This is a genomic window from Shewanella sp. Pdp11 (genome assembly GCF_002838165.1).
Taxonomy (GTDB): domain Bacteria; phylum Pseudomonadota; class Gammaproteobacteria; order Enterobacterales; family Shewanellaceae; genus Shewanella; species Shewanella hafniensis.
Map to the genome: position 1 here is coordinate 4,915,879 of NZ_CP015194.1, position 19,695 is coordinate 4,935,573.

Consider the following 19,695-nt stretch of genomic DNA (forward strand, 5'->3'; position numbering starts at 1 on the left):
ACGCCGCCATCCCGACGCTCAAGTCGCAGGTCGTGGATTACAGCAGATCTAACTTTCTATAATTCTGTGCTTTTAAGCGCAGTACTTCTTGCTCAGTTAACTCGTAATAATCAAACATTAAACGCTTTTCTTGGGGATCGATTTGACGCATCTCTTCGAGTAACACCACTTTAGCATAACAGTTTGCCCGTGCGACTAATGCCGCCTGCGGTGACAACTCCCGATAACTTAAGGTCAGGTCTAGCTCCTTCAATAACCCAGTCAAAGGGCTAGCTTCAAACTTAAGCAGCTCTAATAACTGCCAGTTTAGTTTATGACCATGACTTAACACTTGTTCAAACACAGCCTTGGCCGGAAACTCAGTGGCAATCACAGCATCATACACTTCCTTGTCACGGCTGCTGCTAGCTTCCCTTATCCAAGAGCCCCAAGTTTGATCGAATAAGCGCGCGCTCAAACTCAGCACAACCGAGGTGCCTAATTGATTGAGTAAGGCACTACTGTAAACTAAGGCTGAGTCAGTATTATGAAGCTGAGCCAACGCATTGGCCGCAATGCCACTGACTATGCTGTAGCGCCATAATTTACGGGTAGTCCACAACAACTTAGCATTGGCGCTCGGCAGCCAATTACGCAGGCAAAAATAAGGGATAATCGTTCGCAGATTTTCGATGCCGATGTAATTCATCACCAATTTAATATCGGTAACTCGCACATCTGAGCTCTGAGGCCGACGAGCGCGAAAAGACGGGCTGTTGACCATATTGGTTAAGTCGCGACACAACCAACTTAAGTTGCTGATCAACGGTCTTAATCGCGTCGCATCAAGATTTTTTGCCAGCAGTAATTCCAGCAACAGAATTTGCGATTCATTGATCTCTGACTTAGCCAGAACCAGTTCGGGGGACGCGAGTTGATGCTCGATGGCATTATTGACCGTTTCATGCAGCTGGCTCGACACGGCTTCAAACACTTCTTTGGCTTTAATTTGTTTCATCAAACGTGCCAAAATCGCTTCGCGCTCAACATCTAACTTATTCGCATCGGCCTCTAATTCAAGGTCGAGGTCATCCAAAAGAGTCGGGCTCGCTTTATGCTTTCCGAGGATCAACTGTTGGTAGAGTCTGTGCTCTATCTCTATAATTTTGCCGGGTCTTACACCGCCCGCAACCGAAATCGCCACTATAAGTCTTTCCTATATCGCTAATGCCTGAGTGACGTCAAAACAATCAAACTCTCAAAATCATTACAATTTCAGCACATACACTTAATCTTAGCAATAACGCAAAGTCGCAGAACACAAACATAGTGTGATATCGGATATTTCCTACTCAGTTACCCAATAAAAAGGCCTCACATAGAGGCCTTTACAGGAAATCGAGCTGAGTTATTTGAGTTCTTGTTCGAATAACTTATAGATACGGCGGTATTCGTCTAACCAGCTAGAAGGCTGACGGAAACCATGGGGCTCGACAGGATAAATCGCCGTTTCAAAGGTCGGTTTTTCCAGTTCAATCAAATGCTGCACCATGCGCACGCTGTCTTGGAAGAAGACGTTGTCGTCCATGACGCCACTCATAATAAGCAGTGGTTTCGTTAATCCTTGAGCATGCTCAATCGGAGAGCTGCGCTCATAGGCGATAGGATCGACATCAGGCGTATTTAAGATGTTGGAGGTATAAGGCGCATTATAATGTGCCCAGTCCGCCACAGGACGCAGTGCGGCTCCTGCTTGGAACAGGTCTGGTGCAGTGAACAATGACATAAAGGTTAAGAATCCGCCGTAGGAACCACCATAGGTCCCGACACGTTGCGTATCGACATTCGTATTGGCTCCCATCCAGCTAACACCATCCTTTAAGTCTTCGACTTCTGGATGACCCATATTGCGATAAATCGCAGTGCGCCAATCTCGGCCATAACCTTTAGAGCCACGGTAATCCATGTCCATTACCACATAACCTTGCTGAGTCAGCAGGTTGTGGAACATAAATTCGCGAAAGTATCCACTAAAGCCGTAGTCAGCATTTTGCAGATAACCTGCGCCGTGGTTGAAAATCACCGCAGGGTATTTCTCGGCGCGGGACTTATCATAGCCTTGTGGCAGATAAACGCGGGCGTACACCTTGCCGGCGCCATGATTTGAAGGTACTGCTACCACTTCTGGCGCTTGCCATGGGTAATTTTTAAAGGCATCGCTGGTGTAAGACGTCAGCTGCTTTAACTCACCGCCAATGGGTTGAACATACAGCTCATTGGGCTGAGTGCGACGTGAAGCATTAAGTAATAGCTGAGTGCCATCAGGACTTAGGCTGTAATCTAAGTTGCCATCCCACTGCGTTAATTGCTCATTTTTGCCTGTGGCTAAGTTCACCCTGTGAACGTTATACATACCAGGGTGAGTTTGGTTAGCTTTGTAGTAGATATAATTCGCGTCCGGTGACAGCTGGATGTCGCTCACAACAAACTTGCCTTGGGTTAAGGCGCGCAGCTTTTCACCAAGTCCTTTCACATAGAGCTGCGAATAACCTGATTCTTCCGACAAATAGTACAGAGAATCCGTCCCCGGCAACCAACCGAATTGGTTGTAGTCATAATTCACCCATGCATCATCATGCAAACGATGTTCTGTGGTGAATTTACCTTTAGCGAGATCGACACTGGCGATCCAGCGATCTTTGTTATCGGTAGCTTCTAGCATCAGAGCCAATTTATCTTCCGATTCATGCCATTGAATCGCACTCTGAGTCCAGCCCCAATCCTGCATCAACTGAATTTTGCGTGGCGCTTTAGTGCTTTGGTAAGTTTCGCCTTTCGCTTTAGCATTCTCAGCTTTCACTTTGGCGAGCACATCTTCATCAAAACCCGTCAAGCCCTCGATAGTGATATCGACTTGTTTATGCTGGTTTAAATCAAGCACTACAAAGCGTTGCCCTGGCGGCGTATCTTCAGCCACACGTGCACGCACGGGTACGGGATCAATATAACCATCGCTGCCTAAGTAGTTAGGCATGATGTCGTGTTCACTGCTGCCGGTGTAATTCTTGTCGGTCAGAGCAAGTAAAATATAGCGGCCATCCGGTGACAGGCTAAGCTCTGACACGACTTCGCTATCGCCTAAATACCAAGTGCTGGCGGCGAGTGTTGGGTCGCTTTTTTGCAATTCATCTTTGTACTGTGCTTTGGCTTTAGCGTTCTCTTGCTGCAGCGCCACATACTTAATTAATCTGTGCTGTTGCTTAGCAATGTAAGACGTTGGCTCTTTTACACCTTCAGGGGCTTTCGCCATTTTAATTTCAGCAAGTTGCTCGACTAAGCCTGAGTCTTGATGAATTTGGAAAACATTGTCGCCCTGCCAATAGGCGATATCGCCATTATTGAGATAACGCACGCCATCGATGTCACTGCGCTGGCGAGTCAGCTGGCTGATTTTGCCTGTGCTTAATTGCTTAACAAAAATGTTGCCCTGATACAGATAAGCCTTGTGGGACTTAGTGCGATCAAACACACCAAACTGCTGATCTGCCGCGTGTAATTTATCAAGCGCTAGCTCGACGGCGCGACTGTCATTGATACCTTGCTGATAATAGCTACGCAGAGCTGAAGCACTCGCTTGGCGGGCAAACAGCACACTTTGGCTATCGTCGCTCCAGTATGCCTCTTTGGCGAAAACGCCCATCCAATCGGGATTTGCCATAATTTGATTAAGCGTAAGCGCCTGTGAAACCTGTGGCGGTTGGGCTAAGGGAACTTGGAATGCTTGCGGGGATGATGCAGGAACTGCTGTTTCAGTCGATGTCGCAGCGCAACCTGCCAACACGGCAACCGCTAACGCACTTAAACCCAAATTTCGCATTACGCTTCTCATTTGTCCTTCCTTTTATTGTTATCGCAACGGCTAAATGACCCAGTCTAGTTTATCTGCTGGTTTTGCCTATTCGCGTAGTTTTGCCGCAGTTATAGCATAGTTAATCGCTAAACTTGCTTAAAAAAAGGATAAATCTTGTAACAGAAATTGATAGTACGAATATAGTGCGGAGAGTTTTTAGGGTGAGGAAATTATACTGGCATAGCCGATTGCGCTAAAAAATTGGCTAATAGTTCGAGACCTTGCTCGGTAAGAATCGATTCGGGATGAAATTGCACCCCATACAAGGGTAAATCTTGATGACTCATGGCCATGATTTCTCGGCCATGGATAGGATCATCAAACCAAGCATCGAGAACAAAACCTTCAGGCACAGCATCCACCAATAACGAGTGATAGCGTGTCACAGTTAAGGGCTGATTCAATCCCTCAAATAACCGCTGCCCAGTGTGAGCAATGGCGCTGACCTTGCCGTGCATCACCCGCTTAGCACGCACCACCTTGGCACCAAAAACCTGCGCCATCGCCTGATGCCCTAAACACACACCTAGGATCGGCATACGCGTGGCAAAATGTTCAATCGCCGCGAGGGAAATCCCCGCCTCATTGGGAGTGCAAGGGCCGGGCGAAATCACCAGATGAGTAGGCGCAAGCGCCTCGATGTCGGCGATGCTAATTTCATCATTACGTTTAACCACTATCTCTTGCCCTAGCTGCTGAAAATACTGCACTAAGTTAAAGGTAAAAGAGTCGTAATTATCGATCATTAGCAACATACAAGATCCATTGGCCTAAATGGGTAAGAGTAGAACGCATATCCGACGGATGAATGCGGGCGCAAATGCTACCACACCTTATCCTCAAGGTTTAGCCAATTACGGCGATAAAATATAGCGACAAAAAAGCCAGTCATTGGACTGGCTCAGTTTTAAAACAACTTGGGCATTTCACCACAGCGATTTAGCGGTCGTTATTTTACGACGGTTAAATGGCTGCGACGCTTAGGTGGTTCATCCGTCGGTTCAGGCGCTTTATCGTTTGTTTCAACAACCGATAAAGATGAATCGACTTCATCGTCAAGCAAATAAGCATCTTCGATATCGAAGACAGTGCCAGCCCCATTTTCACGGGCATAAATAGCGACAATTGACGCCATTGGCAACATCACCTGCTGAGGAACACCACCAAAACGCGCATTGAACTCCACACACTCATTGCTAATTTGCAAATTGCCCACTGCGCCAGCAGCGATATTCAACACTATCTGGCCATCCTTCACGTATTGCTGCGGTACTTGAGTACCTTCGATAAAGGCATCGACCACAACGTGAGGAGTCAATTGATTATCCATCAACCAATCATAGTAAGCCCTTAGTAAATAAGGACGATTTGGAGTCAAAGGCTTCATTACATACCCATGCGCATTTCGCGTTCAGCTTCAGTCAAAGAAGCTTTAAACGATTCACGCTCAAAAATACGTGTCATGTACGCTTTGATATCTTTAGCTACACGGCTATCTAGCTCAATACCTAATACAGGTAAGCGCCATAACAATGGGCCAAGGTAGCAATCCGCGAGACCAAATTCTTCGCTCATGAAGTAAGGCACTTCACCGAAGATTGGCGCAATTGCAATCAGGCTTTCAGTCAACTCTTTACGAGCGGCTTCAACACGATCACCCTTACGGATACGGTCAACTAGCGAATACCAGTCTGTATCTATGCGGTGCATCATCAAACGGCTTTGGCCGCGAGACACTGGATAAACTGGCATCAAAGGCGGATGAGGAAAACGCTCATCCAAATATTCCATGATAATGCGTGATTCGTATAATACGAGTTCACGGTCTACCAAAGTTGGCACTGAGTTATATGGATTTACTTCGAGCAAATCCTCAGGCATTTCGTTAGGGTCGACCTGTAAAACATCAACAGTAACCCCTTTCTCAGCTAACACGATACGTACTTGATGGCTATACAGATCATCAGCACCTGAAAACAGTGTCATGATAGAGCGTTTGTTGGCAGCAACAGCCATTGATACCCTCCAGAATCGAAATAAAACAAAAGTAAACGAGGGGCTAAGCCCCCCGTTTACACTATGCGGATATTACATTTTACCCGTTATTGGTGCCTAGTGTACATCTTTCCAATACTCTTTCTTCAAGAGGTAGGCCACAATAAAGAATATAAACAGGAATCCGAGTACCCACCAACCCATAGCTTGACGCTCTAGCTTAACAGGTTCAGCCGAATAGACTAAGAAACCCGTGATATCACGAACCGCTTGATCATATTCTTCCGCATTTAATTTACCGCCAGTCACCACAATAGTGCCATCTTCTTGTTTAACTGGTGTGCCTTGCAACTCTTCGAGTACATGTGGCATACCAACAGATGGGAACACTGTGTTATTCACACCAAATGGGCGACTAGGATCTTTATAGAAGCCTTTTAGATAGGAATAAACCCAATCTTCGCCACGAACGCGTGCAACTAATGTTAAATCAGGCGGTGTAGCACCAAACCATTTAGCAGCATCTTTATGCGGAATCGCGTTTTGCATAAGCTCACCAATTTTGGCATCGGTGAACATATACTTGTTACGCATATCATCAATAGAGATACCGAGATCAGTAGCGACACGTTCATAACGCTGATACTGAGTGCTATGGCAACCAGAACAATAATGTTGGAACAGGTCCACACCACGCTCTAAAGAAGCTTTATCATGCAGGTCAACATTAGCGTCTTCTAAATGTATTTTATGCCCGCTTGCGGCCATAGCCAGCGTCGGCAACAAGGTGACTAATGCAATCAGTAATTTTTTCATTAGTGTGTCAACCTCGCTGGAACAGGTTTAGTTTTTTCATTCTTGCTGTATACCCACAGCGCCACAAAGAAACCAAAGTAAGTAAAAGTAAACACCTGTGCAACTATCGTCAGCGTCGGCGTAGCAGGAACTACACCTAAATAACCTAACACTATGAAAGAAATTGCGAATTGAGCAATGTTCAACTTGTGCAGCGTGCTACGGTAGCGAACTGATTTAACTTTACAACGATCTAACCAAGGCAATACGAACAGTACAGCAATCGATAGCCCCATCATTATTACGCCTGCTAATTTATCAGGAATAGCACGTAAAATGGCGTAGAAAGGTGTGAAGTACCATACAGGTGCAATGTGTTCAGGTGTCTTCATCGGGTTAGCCGCTTCAAAGTTTGGCTTCTCAAGGAAGTAACCGCCGCCTTCAGGAATGAAGAACAACACATAACAAAACACAATCAGGAAGCCTGCAACGCCCATGATGTCTTTAACTGTGTAGTATGGGTGGAATGGAATACCATCAACTGGCCAGCCATTCTCGTCTTTGTTCTTCTTAATCTCGATACCGTCAGGGTTGTTTGAACCCACTTCGTGTAGCGCAATTAAGTGTAAGAACACGAGTACCACTAATACTAACGGCAGTGCGATCACGTGCAGTGCGAAGAATCGGTTCAATGTTGCACCAGAGATCACGTAATCGCCACGGATCCACAGGGTTAAATCGTCACCAATAACAGGAATAGCACCAAACAGAGAAATAATTACCTGCGCGCCCCAGTACGACATTTGTCCCCATGGCAGCAAGTAACCCATAAAGGCTTCAGCCATCAGCACGAGGAAAATCAGCATACCGAACAACCACAGTAGTTCTCTAGGCTTCTGATATGAACCGTAAATCAGACCACGGAACATATGCAGATAGATCACTACGAAGAACGCTGAAGCACCGGTAGAGTGCATATAACGCAGCAACCAACCGTATTCAACGTCACGCATTATGTATTCAACAGAAGCGAATGCGCCTTCTGCTGTTGGTACATAGTTCATCGTCAACCAGATACCCGTCAGTAATTGGTTAACCAATACCAACATCGCTAGCGAACCGAAAAAGTACCAAAAGTTAAAGTTAGTTGGCGTCGCATACTGACCCACGTGACGGTTATAAGTCGCCGTCATAGGGATACGCGCATCAATCCAATTAATTAAATTCTTAACCATTACGCCACTCCTTTATCTACACCGATAATCACGGTGCCATCATCAACGTATTGATGTGGAGGAATAACTAGGTTCAATGGAGCAGGTACGCCTTGGAAGACGCGGCCAGCCATATCGAACTTAGAGCCATGACATGGACAGAAGAAACCAGAAGTGACACCTTCAACTTGCTCACCAAATGAATCTGGTAAATAAGTAGGTGAACATCCGAGGTGGGTACAAATACCGACAGCAATAAAATACTCTGGCTTAATTGAGCGCAAAGGATTTGTTGCATATTCAGGCTGCTGCATTTCAGCAGAAGCAGGATCTCTTAACTTATCATCATGTGTTGGCAGTTCATTGATCACAGCATCTGTGCGACGGACAACCCATACAGGTTTTCCACGCCACTCAACACGGATCAGCTGACCTGGCTCTACTTTACTGATATTTACTTCGACCGGTGCACCTGCAGCTTTCGCTTTGGCACTCGGATTCCATGACTTGATGAAAGGAACCGCTACAGCGACGGCACCAGCACCACCTACTACGGCGGTTGCGGCTGTCAGGAATCTGCGACGTCCGGTATCGACTGGCGCATTGCTCATCCACTTATCTCCCAGAGGGTGTTGGAATTTTTATATTTCAAAGACTTTCGGCCCTTAGTCATCACTAGGGTCAAAAATCGAAGTTTGAAGCGGGGCTCATTATAGCTAAAAATTAGAAGCAGATCATAGTGAAAACACGCAAGTAAGTTAGGGAGATTGCGTGTTTTTTGAAAAAAGTCGAAAAAAGCCCCAACTATTAAGCCGTTTTAATCCATTTGGAAGGTTTTTTGAGCATCTTGTCTGTGACATCGGCATAAAGCATGCATCGCTAATATAAATTAGCCTTAACTTTTCTATCTAAGTTAACAATCGCCAGATAAAAAAATAGGCCCTGGGTAACAGGGCCTATTAGATCAACACTTTTAACGTATTACTTCTTAGGTGAAGTGCTCTTCATATACTTGAAGAACTCGCTATCAGGCTCTAATACCATGATATCTGACTTGCCTGAGAAACTAGCACGATAGGCATCTAAGCTACGAACAAAGCTAAAAAATTCAGCATCTTTGCTATAAGCATCAGAATATATCTTAGCCGCTAATGCATCACCTTCACCACGAATGGTTAAGGCTTTACGCTCAGCTTCAGCAATCTTCACTGTTACATTAGCATCAATCGTTGCACGGATAATTTCAGATTGCTCTTTACCTTGTGCTCTATGCTCTTTTGCCACAGCTTGACGCTCAGCACGCATACGTTGGTAAATACTGTTACTGACGTTAGCGGGTAAATTGATTTGTTTTACACGCACATCGACAACTTCAATACCTAAGTCTTTAGCGCTTTCTGAAGCATTTTCCAATGCATCATTCTGTAACTCATCACGCTTACCAGAGACAATCTCTTTGATTGTGCGGCGACCAAACTCAGTTCGTAAATCGTTGTTTATCTTACGTTGTAAAAGCGATTCAGCATTCGATTTAATACCACCATTTGTAGACAGGTAATATTTTTCGAAATCCAAAATACGCCACTTCACATAGGAATCGACCATAAGGTCTTTCTTCTCTGAAGTTACAAAACGATCCGCAGCACCATCGAGTGTTTGAATACGGGCATCGAGTAATTTTACTTTATCGATCACAGGTACTTTAACGTGTAAACCTGGACCATAGACGCGAGTGACTTGCTTGCCATCCACATTGTCTTTTAAAATTTCACCGAAACGCGCCACAATTGCGCGCTCGCCTTCATTCACCACCATTAAAGATGACAAACCAATACCTAAAAGTACGGCGATAAGAATAACGCTTAATCTACCCATGGATTACTCCCTCCCTTGGCGAGTACGATCATCGCGGGATGGACGTCCACTCAAAGGCTCATTCGCGCGAGTCGTTGATACAGATGAAGAATTGACATTTTGCTGTGGCTTAGCTTCCAGCTCAATTGTCGCAGGCTTCTGCTGAATTAACTTATCTAGCGGTAGGTACATTAAGTTGCCGTTGTTTTTGGCATCAATCAGCACTTTATTCGTATCAGTCATCACTTGCTGCATTGTATCGAGATACAAACGCTTGCGAGTCACTTCAGGCGCAGCTTGATACTCAGGTAATAACAGCTCAAATCGAGCCACTTTACCGCGAGCCTCTAAGACTTCACGCTCTTTATAAGCATTCGCTTGTTGTGCCATACGTTCAACTTCACCACGAGCTTTAGGTTCAATTTCACGGGCATAGGCTTCAGCTTCACGAATAAAACGTTGTTCATCTTCTTGGGCAGAAATCGCATCATCGAAGGCATCTTTCACTTCTTCAGGCGGACGTGCCGGCAAGAAGTTAACATCGACAATCGCCAGACCCAATTTATAGGGCTCAAGAATGCGCTCTAACTCTTTCCACGTATCGCGACGGATAGCATCACGGCCAGTAGTCAGAATATCATCCATCTTGTTATGTCCGATGACATAACGCAATGCACTGTCGGTCGCTTCACGCAAACTGGCGTTCGCATCGACGGCACTGAACAGATATGAGTAAGCATCTAAAATACGATACTGCACATCAAGCTCAACTTTCACGACGTTTTCATCGGATGTCAGCATGCTACCAGACGCAGGAATAGAGCGAACCGATTGAATGTCAACGGGATAAATTTGGTCAATGAAAGTCGCTTTCCAATGAAGACCTGGTCCTATTTCGCCATTATGTTGACCAAATCGCAGTGCCACACCACGCTCCGCTTCTTTAATTGTATAAAAACCCGAGAGTCCCCAAACAACCAAAGCAACAGCAAGAATGATGATTAGGCTAAACGAACTAAAAGATTGGCCTGAGCCATTTCCTTTGCCGCCAAAGCGCTTTGAAAGATTACGAAAAACCTCGTCAAGGTCCGGTGGTCCTTTGTCGTTACCACCTTTATTTCCCCAAGGATCATTACCCTTGTTACCGGGCTCGTTCCAAGCCATTTAGCACTCCATAAGTGGATGAAATAAATTAGATTATTAACAAACAGCCTCATCTATCGAATCTTCGTAGATGAAGGTTTCTAACTCACCCTGACTCTGTTTAGCTAATCGGCGCCAATCGGCGTCCGATAAACGAACAGACAAAATACAGTTCCCCAGATCGTCGTACTCTTTCTGCTGTATCGCATCCAGTCGATAAAACTGGCCAAGATAATGTCCAGCAGTTGCCGGAATTCTTAGTGTTAGCTCTTTAATCACCTCACCGATAAGCTCAGTGATGGCTTTCAATAGCAAATCAAATCCCAAACGCTTCTGTGCTGAAACCCAAACTCGAACGGGTTTGCCTATGTCGTTATATTCAATTCTTGGGGTTACATCCTCGAGTAAATCGATTTTGTTACATACCACGAGTTGCATGACTTCATCGGCTTCGATGTCTTTCAGTACAGATTGAACCTGATCAAAATTATCCGCCATGTTTTCATCTGCACAATCAACAATGTGCAGTAGTAACTCAGCTTGCCTTGTCTCTTGTAAAGTCGCCTTAAATGCAGCAACGAGATCATGGGGCAAATGACGAATAAACCCTACTGTATCCGCGAGTATCACGGCACCATCGGGTAAATCTAACTTTCTTAACGTGGGATCGAGTGTGGCAAACAGCTGGTCTGCTGCATAAACATCGGAAGATGTTAAGGCATTAAACAGCGTTGATTTACCGGCGTTGGTGTAGCCGACTAATGATACTGTCGACAAATCACTGCGCTTACGTGCACGTCTACTCTGTTCACGTTGTTTATCAACTCGCTCTAAGCGTTTGTTGATATTTTTAATCCGTCCTCTGAGCAAACGTCTATCGGTTTCGAGCTGGGTTTCCCCTGGACCACGTAAACCAATACCACCTTTTTGCCTTTCAAGATGCGTCCAACCACGGATCAGGCGAGTCGACATATGGCGCAATTGCGCTAGCTCCACCTGCAACTTACCTTCGTGAGTTCGCGCTCTTTGAGCAAAAATATCGAGAATAAGTGTCGTACGGTCGAGTACTCGACATTGACACACTTGCTCAAGATTACGCTCTTGGGCTGGACTCAATGCATGATTAAAAATCACCACATTGGCTTCGGTCGCCGCCACTAATGCGGCTAACTCTTCAGCTTTACCAGAACCCACAAAAAATTTGCGATCCGGCGAACGTCGACTTCCAGTAATCACCCCGACTGATCGGGCTCCAGCTGATTCTACTAATAGCTGCAGCTCGACTAAATCTTCTCGGCGTTCCTCATCGGAAAAGTCGATATGGACAAGAACCGCAGTTTCTCCCGCCTCATAACGATCAAACAAGAAGTAAACTCCTTAGATAAAACTTATTCGCCACTAGGCGCATCATCTTGAGCACCATATCCGCCTTGGGCATTTTGGTGACCAGTAACGTTGAATGGGCGTGCTGGCACGACAGTAGAAATAGCGTGTTTATAAACCATTTGGCTCACTGTGTTTTTCAACAGAATGACAAATTGATCAAACGACTCTACCTGTCCTTGGAGTTTAATGCCGTTCACCAAGTAAATTGATACAGGAACGCGCTCGCGACGCAATGCGTTCAAAAATGGGTCTTGTAAAGATTGCCCCTTAGCCATTTTATTATTTCCTTTTTAATTTATATAAAATAAATCGATATCAGTGATAGTTTTTTGTTTAGTTTTAGTATTATACAGCAAGGGCTAATAAGCTAGCGGCATTGACGCATAAGTGTAACTAAATTCCCCTCAGCACCACTTTCGAGCCAATTCAACTCTGGCCAACTGCGTAACCATGTTAATTGACGCTTAGCCAATTGCCTAGTAGCAGCAACCGCTTTTTCGACCATAGTATCATAGTCAAACTCACCATCGAGATATTGCCAGCACTGTCGATAACCCACACAACGCATTGAAGGCAAGTCTAAATGCAGGTCTCCACGGGCTTTCAGCTCTGTGACTTCCTCAAGAAAGCCCTGCTTGAGCATAATCGCAAAACGTTGCGCAATTAAGTCATGTAACACTTTGCGCTCACGCGGTGCAATAGCAAACTGCACTACGTCATAGGGCAAGGGAGCAGACTTAGTCTGAGTCAGCTCAGTCATACTCTTACCGCTTATTCTATAGACTTCCAGCGCTCTTGAAAGTCTTTGTGGATCATTAGGATGAATTCTTTCTGCCGACACGGGATCTATTTCCCTTAATTGATCATGCAGTGCTTCCCATCCCTTTTCATCCGCCTGCGCTTGGATCTCGGCTCTAATAGCCTCGTCCGCACTCGGCAAAGGTGACAAACCTTCGAGTAACGCTTTGAAATACATCATGGTTCCGCCAACTAATACTGGCGTTTTACCCATGCTGACAATCTGTTCTATCTCGGCTATCGCATCGGCTCTAAAGTCGGCTGCCGAATAACTTTCACTAGGATCGCGAATGTCGATCAATCGGTGTGGCCCACGGGCCAATTCGTCGGCTGAAGGCTTGGCGCTGCCAATGTCCATACCGCGATAAATTAATGCTGAATCGACCGAAATGATTTCGCAGTTATGCTTTTCGGCCAATTCTAATGCTAAAGCAGTTTTGCCTGAGGCCGTTGGCCCCATCAAAAATATCACTTTAGGCTGTAATTCTTTATTCACTTGCTTGCTCTTCTAGCCACGATTGCCAAGGTAATGATATTGCTTTATTGGCAATAAGCTGTTTTTTGTCGTCAGCTAACTGCGAAAATGCAGCCCAAATTTCTGGCGCCGAAACGAATCCCGCTAAACTGTGTTTTGCCAACCAAAATGCCAATGCGCTTGGCGCAGGTGTTTCAAAACGAAGCGATTGTAGCCAATCAGGGATCACTTTGGCTAACTGGCTCTCTCTGATATATGGGGGCACTTTTTTAATAATCAACTGCTGGTAACGAATTGTTAGTTCTAAACCTAATTGGCGGATCAGCGTGTCATGTTCATCGAGCACAGCCTGCCAATCTGCATCGGCCGCGACAGACACTGGCATCAGTAGAGGCTGCCCAATTAATCCGGTCGCTAGCTTAGCTTCAATCTCTTGGCAACGCGTCGCCAATGCTACTGATTTTATTGGCAATAGACTGAGCTTATCTTCCGTAACCATTACCCAATATTGGCCATCTAAAATCGCAGGCATAGGCAAAGATAGCTGATAATCTTGATCTTTTACACTGTAAGCAGGTGTTTGCAGTAAAGCCCCATAACTTGCAATTGCCGCTTTTGACGGTAATTCAGTACGTTGCCGAGATTCACTTGCAGAATAACTGCCGCGACTACTGTCCCTTGGCGTGGCCATGCTGCCAAAGGCATTGGTTTGAGTGCTAAAACTGGCGCCTTCTCGTCCTGCGCTGGCAGATTTTACTTGAACGGCAGGGGCAACTGCATATTGAGCAGACTCAAATGTATCAGCACCAAGTGCAAAAGGGGCAGCTATTCCAACTGCGCTTGTTGGAGAATCCACAAACACATCTTCAACTTCATCCAAGGAACTAGAGTGAACGACGTTGAGTTCCCCTGCTTCTTCCAGCGCCGATTGCAGTGCCTGCAAAATATAATCATGCACATAGCGACTCTGATGGAATCGTACCTCATGTTTAGCAGGATGCACGTTTACATCCACTTGATGGGGATCGATATCCAGCATCAACACATAGCCGGGTTGCTCCAGTTCTGCTTTTTGGGCAAAGGCTTGGAGCACAGCATGATTGACTAAGCGGTCACGGATAAGCCGTCCGTTGACATAAAAAAAATGGGTATCAGTAATCACCGGCGACCAAGGTGACTGTAAATAACCACTGAGGCGCAAATCATCGTGTTGACATTCAATCTTAAGCGCTTGCTCAGCAAATGGGCGACCACTTACTTGCGTCAAACGTTGTAAATACTGGGCTTCATTCATGGCGGGACGATAATTGCGTACCGTCTTGCCGTTATGGGTCAGTGTGAAATGGATATCGCCGCGCACTAAGGCGATGCGCTTTAACCATTCATCGATATGGGTAAATTCGGTTTTATCGCTCTTTAAAAAGCGTCTGCGAGCCGGCGTATTAAAGAATAAATCCACCACTTCAATCGTCGAACCAACAGGATGCGCGGCGGGCATGACTTTAACCGCCATGTCGGCACCTTCGGCATGGGCTTGCCATGCTTCGGTTTGATCTGCAGTTCGCGACGTCAACGTTAAGCGTGAGACTGAGCTGATACTGGCTAACGCTTCACCACGGAAACCAAAACTGAGGATAGCTTCAAGATCGTCTAAGGTGTGCAACTTTGAAGTCGCATGGCGCGATAAGGCCAATGCGAGTTCATCTTTGGGTATGCCAGAGCCGTTATCGCGAATTTTAATCAGCTTGCTGCCGCCTTTATCGATTTCAATATCGACTCGGCTCGCTCCTGCGTCGAGGCTATTCTCGACCAATTCTTTGACTACGGAAGCGGGTCTCTCAACCACTTCCCCCGCCGCAATTTGGTTGGCTAATTGCGGTGGCAGGATCTGAATGCCCATCATGCTTTCCTATTTAACTCTGGGGTATGACTAACGTTTGTCCTAACTGCACCACATCGGACTTCATCCCATTCGCTTGTTTGATGCTAGACATAGGCACACGGTAACGCTGCGCAATGGCTGATAAAGACTCACCACGACTGACTTTATGTTTGACATTCGATGCCGTTGAACTTCCCACATAAGCGGTTGGCGTTCTCTCTTTTGTCGATTTAGTATTGCTAGAACTTGCGCCGCCACGCTGGGCAAGCAAAGTGTCCGCGGGCGGATTATTGTGATAGTAACGACTCACACCTTTGTAAATAGCATCGGCAATGCTTTCTTGATGACGACTGCTCGACAACAAACGCTCTTCTTTAGGATTCGAAATAAAGCCCGTTTCCACTAAAATTGAAGGAATATCCGGCGACTTCAGCACGGCTAGACTCGCCGATTCTGGGCGACTCTTATGCAATTCGGTCACGCTGCCTAAATCCTTAAGAATATCGCCCGCAACTGAATGACCAATGGCCATCGAACTGTTCATCGACATATCGAGCAAGGTCATTGCAAGATACTGTTCATTATCCGTATTTTGGATAATCTCACCCGCGCCGCCCAGCAACTCAGAATGTTTTTCTTTTTGCTCTAACCAACGGCCAATTTCACTGTTAGCACGACGCATAGATAATACCCACACAGAGGCCCCGCGCGGATTGGGTGATGTAAAAGCATCGGCATGGATAGAAATGAGCAGATCGGCCTTACTGTTGCGGGCCAACTCAGAGCGCTTATTCAGATTCACAAAATAATCGCCGGTACGGATCATCACAGCGCGCATGCCGGGCGTGTCATTGATTTTACTCGAAACACGTCTGGCGATTTCTAGGGCCACCTTTTTTTCATAAACGCCCGAAGGGCCAATGGAGCCGGGATCGTCGCCACCATGGCCCGCATCGATAGCAATCACAATGTCACGGGATGACTTTGCCGCTTGAGTAACCGTTTTAACAGGGGTTGATGACACAACTGCAGTGGCGGTTGTTAAGGTTTTATCTTCCAAATCAACCACGAGACGATTGCCGTAGGGCGCAGTTACGGGCAACGAAAACAAGCTCGCATTCAGTGGCTTCACCAAATCTATGACTAAGCGCAAATCGCCCTTAGTCGGCGACTTACTGACTCGCACGCCCTTGACTAACTTACTGTTGTTTTCAATATTTTTAAGCGCAACTTTAGTGGCGGACTTTTTTAAATCCACCACTAAGCGATTAGGACCATCTAAAGAGAAATAGGTGTAATCCGGGACTTCGCTTAGGTCAAACACGATTCGAGTTGACTCAGGCGCAGCCCAAATACGTACGCTTTCTAACTGATTAGCCGCATGGGCCGTCACAGATAAAAAAGAACATAAAGAAAGAATAATAATTTGAAAAAAGGGGTTATTTTTTATCATTTTAGTTTTTATTTTATCGCTTTTAATAACTTTTCACCTAGCTCTGACAAGGCCTCTATGCGTATTTCACGCCCACTATTTTGATAACTTAAATGCATATGGACATCGGCATCGGGCAATAAACCCTCTCCCTTATCTGGCCATTCAACAATGCACAGACTCTTATCCGTGAAATAATCACGAATACCCATAAACTCCAGTTCTTCTGGATCGTTTAAACGATACAAATCAAAATGATAAACTTCGACACCATCCAGCTCATATGGTTCAACTAAAGTGTAAGTCGGGCTTTTAACTGCTCCTTTATGACCTAAACCTTGAATTAAGCCGCGACTCAGCGTCGTTTTACCGGCACCTAAATCACCCGTAAGATACAGAGTCAAAGGCGCTTGGACATGGCGGGCTAATTTTTGCCCAACCGCAATAGTGTCGTCTTCGTTGTCTAAGAAAAAAGTTAACTCTGTCATATCCGCTTATATCACTGCTGTTATTGATGGAGAAGCGACTCAAGCCTAAAAAGGTACAGGTATAGAACAAAGCCCAGCCCCGCTTGAGTCTCACATACCGCCTAGAGTAAATCACTATTCACTAATTGGCGAATAAAAGGCATTAAATCACTCGCTAACATGCCCCGTTCTCCCTGTATTGCCGCAAGATCGGCGGCGCAACCATGTACAACAACACCCAGCACAGTCGCTTGCATGTTATCCATTCCTTGAGCCATGAGCGCGCCTATAATACCAGATAACACATCACCACACCCACCACTGGCAAGCCCAGGATTACCAACAGGCGCAACAACCATTTGTTTGCCATCAAAAATGACGGTTCCAGCACCTTTTAGCAACACAACACCGCCGTACTTTTGCTGTATAGCCCGCACTGCCGCAAACCTATCCAGCTCAATTTCTGCCACAGAACAACCGAGTAAACGCGCCGCCTCACCCGGATGCGGTGTTAGCACCCAATTGGTTTGCCGACGCGGCTCATTACTGAGTAGATTTAAAGCATCAGCATCCAAAACACAGGGTTTATCGCTTAAGCCCACGGCTTTAAACAAGTTATAGCCCCAGTCATGTTTACCTAAACCGGGGCCAAGTACGATAACCTGCGCCCAACCTAAGCGCAGATACACTTCCATATCGACTAGATCGCAACCCCAAAACATCAATTCAGGACGGGAGACATTTACCGTCAACTGATGCTCTGGTCGACTGATCACTGTGACTAACCCAGCACCGGCACGCAAACATGCCTCACTTGCCAGTCGCACGGCGCCAGCCATGCCCATATCACCACCAATAACAGTGACTTTACCCGACTGGCCTTTATGGCTATCGCGCGCTCTGGCGGCAAAGTAATCTTTAAGCGTCTCTTTTCCGACTCTTTGTGCACTTGCCTCAGGGAAGAATGGCGTTAATCCTAAAGCGGCAAATTCAAGTTCGCCGCAGTAATGCCGCGCCTTACCCGTTAACAAACCTTGCTTCCAGCCACCAAAGCACAAGGTGACATCCGCCATCACTGCAACACCCGCCACTGCACCAGTATCGGCAATCACTCCAGAAGGTAGATCAAGGCTCAATACCCAAGCGGAATTATCATTGATTGCACTAATATACTCAGCCATATCGTCGCGCACCGCATCTCGCACACCTGTACCGAGTAAACCATCGACGATAATCTTGGCCGCAAGAATGGGCGCAACGGCTTTCGGCAGTAACTCTCCGCCGTCTTTAAGATAATGGGCCAATGCTTGCTGACACTCAGGCGTGCCTGCCGCTGACGTCATCATCACAGAAACGGCCATACCACAGGCACGGGCTAAACGGGCGCACACTAAGGCATCGGCACCATTGTTACCGCTGCCAGCGAGGATAAATACAGAAGAGGCGTTGGGGTTATGCTTCACTAAACACTCAAAAGCCGCCGCGCCAGCACGCTCGACCAATTCATAGAGGCTAGAAGCTCCCTGCGACACGGCGCTCAGTTCAGCATCACGAACCTGTGCTTGGGTAAATAAGGCCTTGGGGAATTGCGATAGATCTTGTGCCATAAAGGATCTCCTTAGACGCCAACGACTTCATTCCACCATGAGTTACCTCACCATAGGAGTCTTAGCAGCATTGAGCAAGACCGATAAAGAATCAGCCAATTAAAGTAAGAAAATAGCAAGAATCAGAGCGGATAATTATGACGTAAATCAGTTCAGACGCAGTTACCCGTCCAAATGACGCAAAGTAGATCAAAAGTCATCAATACATAGATAATACAAAGACAAAAGCCAGCACTCGGCTGGCTTTAGGAATCGAGAAGAAATAACGGTTTAGATATCGTCCATCCGAATCGTACTATGGACTAAACGTTGCTGCTGAGTTTTTTCCACGCGGATCAAATTAGCTAACGCATTACGCGCATCTTCGGCAGTGGTGGAGTTAACCGTTTTTTCTAACAAACCAATCAGACGATTTTCTAAGTCTAAGTGCAAGTTGAGCACATCGTCTTCATTCATGTTTGCGGGCAACATAATATCTTGGCAACGCTTGGTAAAGTCTTCAAAAGTGAAGTCTTTATACCAAGTATCAAGAATACGATGTGGCGCTTCTTCCATATAATCACGCAGTTTCTCCGCCATGGTTTTTTGATGTGACTCAAAATAATCCAGCATCATTTTCACACGGGCCGAGTCAGCTTGATTATTGAGTCGGCCATAGAGTTGCGCCATATCTAAGCGGCAATTTGCCACATACTCGAGTAGATCACGTAATTGTTGAATACGCATATAATGCACTCCATTGTCAGGCCAACTATTTG

Annotated in this window: 18 protein-coding genes; all 18 read right to left on the reverse strand. The window is 46.0% G+C overall.

What is annotated here, in order from left to right:
* Positions 1–37 precede the first annotated feature (37 nt).
* Positions 38–1,183, reverse strand: coding sequence for an HDOD domain-containing protein (locus AYJ58_RS21600; RefSeq protein WP_006084202.1), 1,146 nt, complete (start codon positions 1,181–1,183; stop codon positions 38–40).
* A gap of 204 nt (positions 1,184–1,387) precedes the next feature.
* Positions 1,388–3,868, reverse strand: a complete 2,481-nt coding sequence (locus AYJ58_RS21605) for a S9 family peptidase (protein ID WP_106651678.1) — start codon at positions 3,866–3,868, stop codon at positions 1,388–1,390.
* A 191-nt stretch (positions 3,869–4,059) separates the two neighbouring features.
* Positions 4,060–4,644, reverse strand: a complete 585-nt coding sequence (locus AYJ58_RS21610) for an anthranilate synthase component II (protein WP_106651679.1) — start codon at positions 4,642–4,644, stop codon at positions 4,060–4,062.
* A 194-nt stretch (positions 4,645–4,838) separates the two neighbouring features.
* Positions 4,839–5,276, reverse strand: coding sequence for a ClpXP protease specificity-enhancing factor (locus AYJ58_RS21615; protein ID WP_106651680.1), 438 nt, complete (start codon positions 5,274–5,276; stop codon positions 4,839–4,841).
* Positions 5,276–5,905, reverse strand: coding sequence for a stringent starvation protein SspA (sspA, locus tag AYJ58_RS21620; protein WP_006080065.1), 630 nt, complete (start codon positions 5,903–5,905; stop codon positions 5,276–5,278). The genes AYJ58_RS21615 and sspA overlap by 1 nt, the downstream gene beginning before the upstream one ends.
* A gap of 96 nt (positions 5,906–6,001) precedes the next feature.
* Positions 6,002–6,700 (reverse strand): cytochrome c1, encoded by a 699-nt coding sequence (locus tag AYJ58_RS21625; RefSeq protein WP_063881808.1) that lies wholly within the window; start codon positions 6,698–6,700, stop codon positions 6,002–6,004.
* Complete coding sequence (locus AYJ58_RS21630) at positions 6,700–7,914, reverse strand: cytochrome b (protein WP_006080061.1); 1,215 nt, start codon at positions 7,912–7,914, stop codon at positions 6,700–6,702. The genes AYJ58_RS21625 and AYJ58_RS21630 overlap by 1 nt, the downstream gene beginning before the upstream one ends.
* A complete protein-coding gene (petA, locus tag AYJ58_RS21635; protein ID WP_106651681.1) occupies positions 7,914–8,504 on the reverse strand; it encodes a ubiquinol-cytochrome c reductase iron-sulfur subunit in 591 nt (196 codons plus the stop codon). The genes AYJ58_RS21630 and petA overlap by 1 nt, the downstream gene beginning before the upstream one ends.
* A 370-nt stretch (positions 8,505–8,874) precedes the next feature.
* Complete coding sequence (gene hflC / locus AYJ58_RS21640; protein ID WP_106651682.1) at positions 8,875–9,768, reverse strand: protease modulator HflC; 894 nt, start codon at positions 9,766–9,768, stop codon at positions 8,875–8,877.
* A gap of 3 nt (positions 9,769–9,771) precedes the next feature.
* Complete coding sequence (gene hflK / locus AYJ58_RS21645; protein WP_106651683.1) at positions 9,772–10,911, reverse strand: FtsH protease activity modulator HflK; 1,140 nt, start codon at positions 10,909–10,911, stop codon at positions 9,772–9,774.
* A gap of 36 nt (positions 10,912–10,947) precedes the next feature.
* Positions 10,948–12,255 (reverse strand): ribosome rescue GTPase HflX, encoded by a 1,308-nt coding sequence (gene hflX / locus AYJ58_RS21650; RefSeq protein WP_106651684.1) that lies wholly within the window; start codon positions 12,253–12,255, stop codon positions 10,948–10,950.
* Between the two features lie 23 nt (positions 12,256–12,278).
* Positions 12,279–12,551, reverse strand: coding sequence for an RNA chaperone Hfq (gene hfq / locus AYJ58_RS21655; protein WP_006084207.1), 273 nt, complete (start codon positions 12,549–12,551; stop codon positions 12,279–12,281).
* Positions 12,552–12,643: 92 nt separating this feature from the next.
* The gene (gene miaA, locus AYJ58_RS21660) at positions 12,644–13,570 is read right to left on the reverse strand and encodes a tRNA (adenosine(37)-N6)-dimethylallyltransferase MiaA (protein WP_106651685.1); all 927 of its coding nucleotides are present in this window, start codon (positions 13,568–13,570) and stop codon (positions 12,644–12,646) included.
* Positions 13,563–15,449, reverse strand: a complete 1,887-nt coding sequence (gene mutL, locus AYJ58_RS21665; protein WP_106651686.1) for a DNA mismatch repair endonuclease MutL — start codon at positions 15,447–15,449, stop codon at positions 13,563–13,565. Before mutL ends, miaA begins: the two co-directional genes overlap by 8 nt.
* Before the next feature lie 13 nt (positions 15,450–15,462).
* On the reverse strand, positions 15,463–16,884 hold the full coding sequence (locus tag AYJ58_RS21670; protein ID WP_106651687.1) for an N-acetylmuramoyl-L-alanine amidase: 1,422 nt from the start codon (positions 16,882–16,884) through the stop codon (positions 15,463–15,465).
* Positions 16,885–16,892: 8 nt separating this feature from the next.
* Complete coding sequence (gene tsaE, locus AYJ58_RS21675) at positions 16,893–17,351, reverse strand: tRNA (adenosine(37)-N6)-threonylcarbamoyltransferase complex ATPase subunit type 1 TsaE (protein WP_106651688.1); 459 nt, start codon at positions 17,349–17,351, stop codon at positions 16,893–16,895.
* A gap of 101 nt (positions 17,352–17,452) precedes the next feature.
* On the reverse strand, positions 17,453–18,937 hold the full coding sequence (locus AYJ58_RS21680) for an NAD(P)H-hydrate dehydratase (RefSeq protein ID WP_106651689.1): 1,485 nt from the start codon (positions 18,935–18,937) through the stop codon (positions 17,453–17,455).
* Positions 18,938–19,207: 270 nt separating this feature from the next.
* Positions 19,208–19,663, reverse strand: coding sequence for a hypothetical protein (locus AYJ58_RS21685; protein ID WP_106651690.1), 456 nt, complete (start codon positions 19,661–19,663; stop codon positions 19,208–19,210).
* Positions 19,664–19,695 lie beyond the last annotated feature (32 nt).

Coding starts and splice junctions, on each gene's coding strand:
- sspA (WP_006080065.1), bottom strand. CDS start 5,905: ATGGCTGTTGCTGCCAACAAACGCTCTATCATGACACTGTTTTCAGGT.
- hflK (WP_106651683.1), bottom strand. CDS start 10,911: ATGGCTTGGAACGAGCCCGGTAACAAGGGTAATGATCCTTGGGGAAAT.
- AYJ58_RS21630 (WP_006080061.1), bottom strand. CDS start 7,914: ATGGTTAAGAATTTAATTAATTGGATTGATGCGCGTATCCCTATGACG.
- AYJ58_RS21625 (WP_063881808.1), bottom strand. CDS start 6,700: ATGAAAAAATTACTGATTGCATTAGTCACCTTGTTGCCGACGCTGGCT.
- AYJ58_RS21615 (WP_106651680.1), bottom strand. CDS start 5,276: ATGAAGCCTTTGACTCCAAATCGTCCTTATTTACTAAGGGCTTACTAT.
- mutL (WP_106651686.1), bottom strand. CDS start 15,449: ATGGGCATTCAGATCCTGCCACCGCAATTAGCCAACCAAATTGCGGCG.
- AYJ58_RS21685 (WP_106651690.1), bottom strand. CDS start 19,663: ATGCGTATTCAACAATTACGTGATCTACTCGAGTATGTGGCAAATTGC.
- AYJ58_RS21605 (WP_106651678.1), bottom strand. CDS start 3,868: ATGAGAAGCGTAATGCGAAATTTGGGTTTAAGTGCGTTAGCGGTTGCC.
- AYJ58_RS21670 (WP_106651687.1), bottom strand. CDS start 16,884: ATGATAAAAAATAACCCCTTTTTTCAAATTATTATTCTTTCTTTATGT.
- hfq (WP_006084207.1), bottom strand. CDS start 12,551: ATGGCTAAGGGGCAATCTTTACAAGACCCATTTTTGAACGCATTGCGT.
- AYJ58_RS21610 (WP_106651679.1), bottom strand. CDS start 4,644: ATGTTGCTAATGATCGATAATTACGACTCTTTTACCTTTAACTTAGTG.
- tsaE (WP_106651688.1), bottom strand. CDS start 17,351: ATGACAGAGTTAACTTTTTTCTTAGACAACGAAGACGACACTATTGCG.
- petA (WP_106651681.1), bottom strand. CDS start 8,504: ATGAGCAATGCGCCAGTCGATACCGGACGTCGCAGATTCCTGACAGCC.
- AYJ58_RS21680 (WP_106651689.1), bottom strand. CDS start 18,937: ATGGCACAAGATCTATCGCAATTCCCCAAGGCCTTATTTACCCAAGCA.
- hflC (WP_106651682.1), bottom strand. CDS start 9,768: ATGGGTAGATTAAGCGTTATTCTTATCGCCGTACTTTTAGGTATTGGT.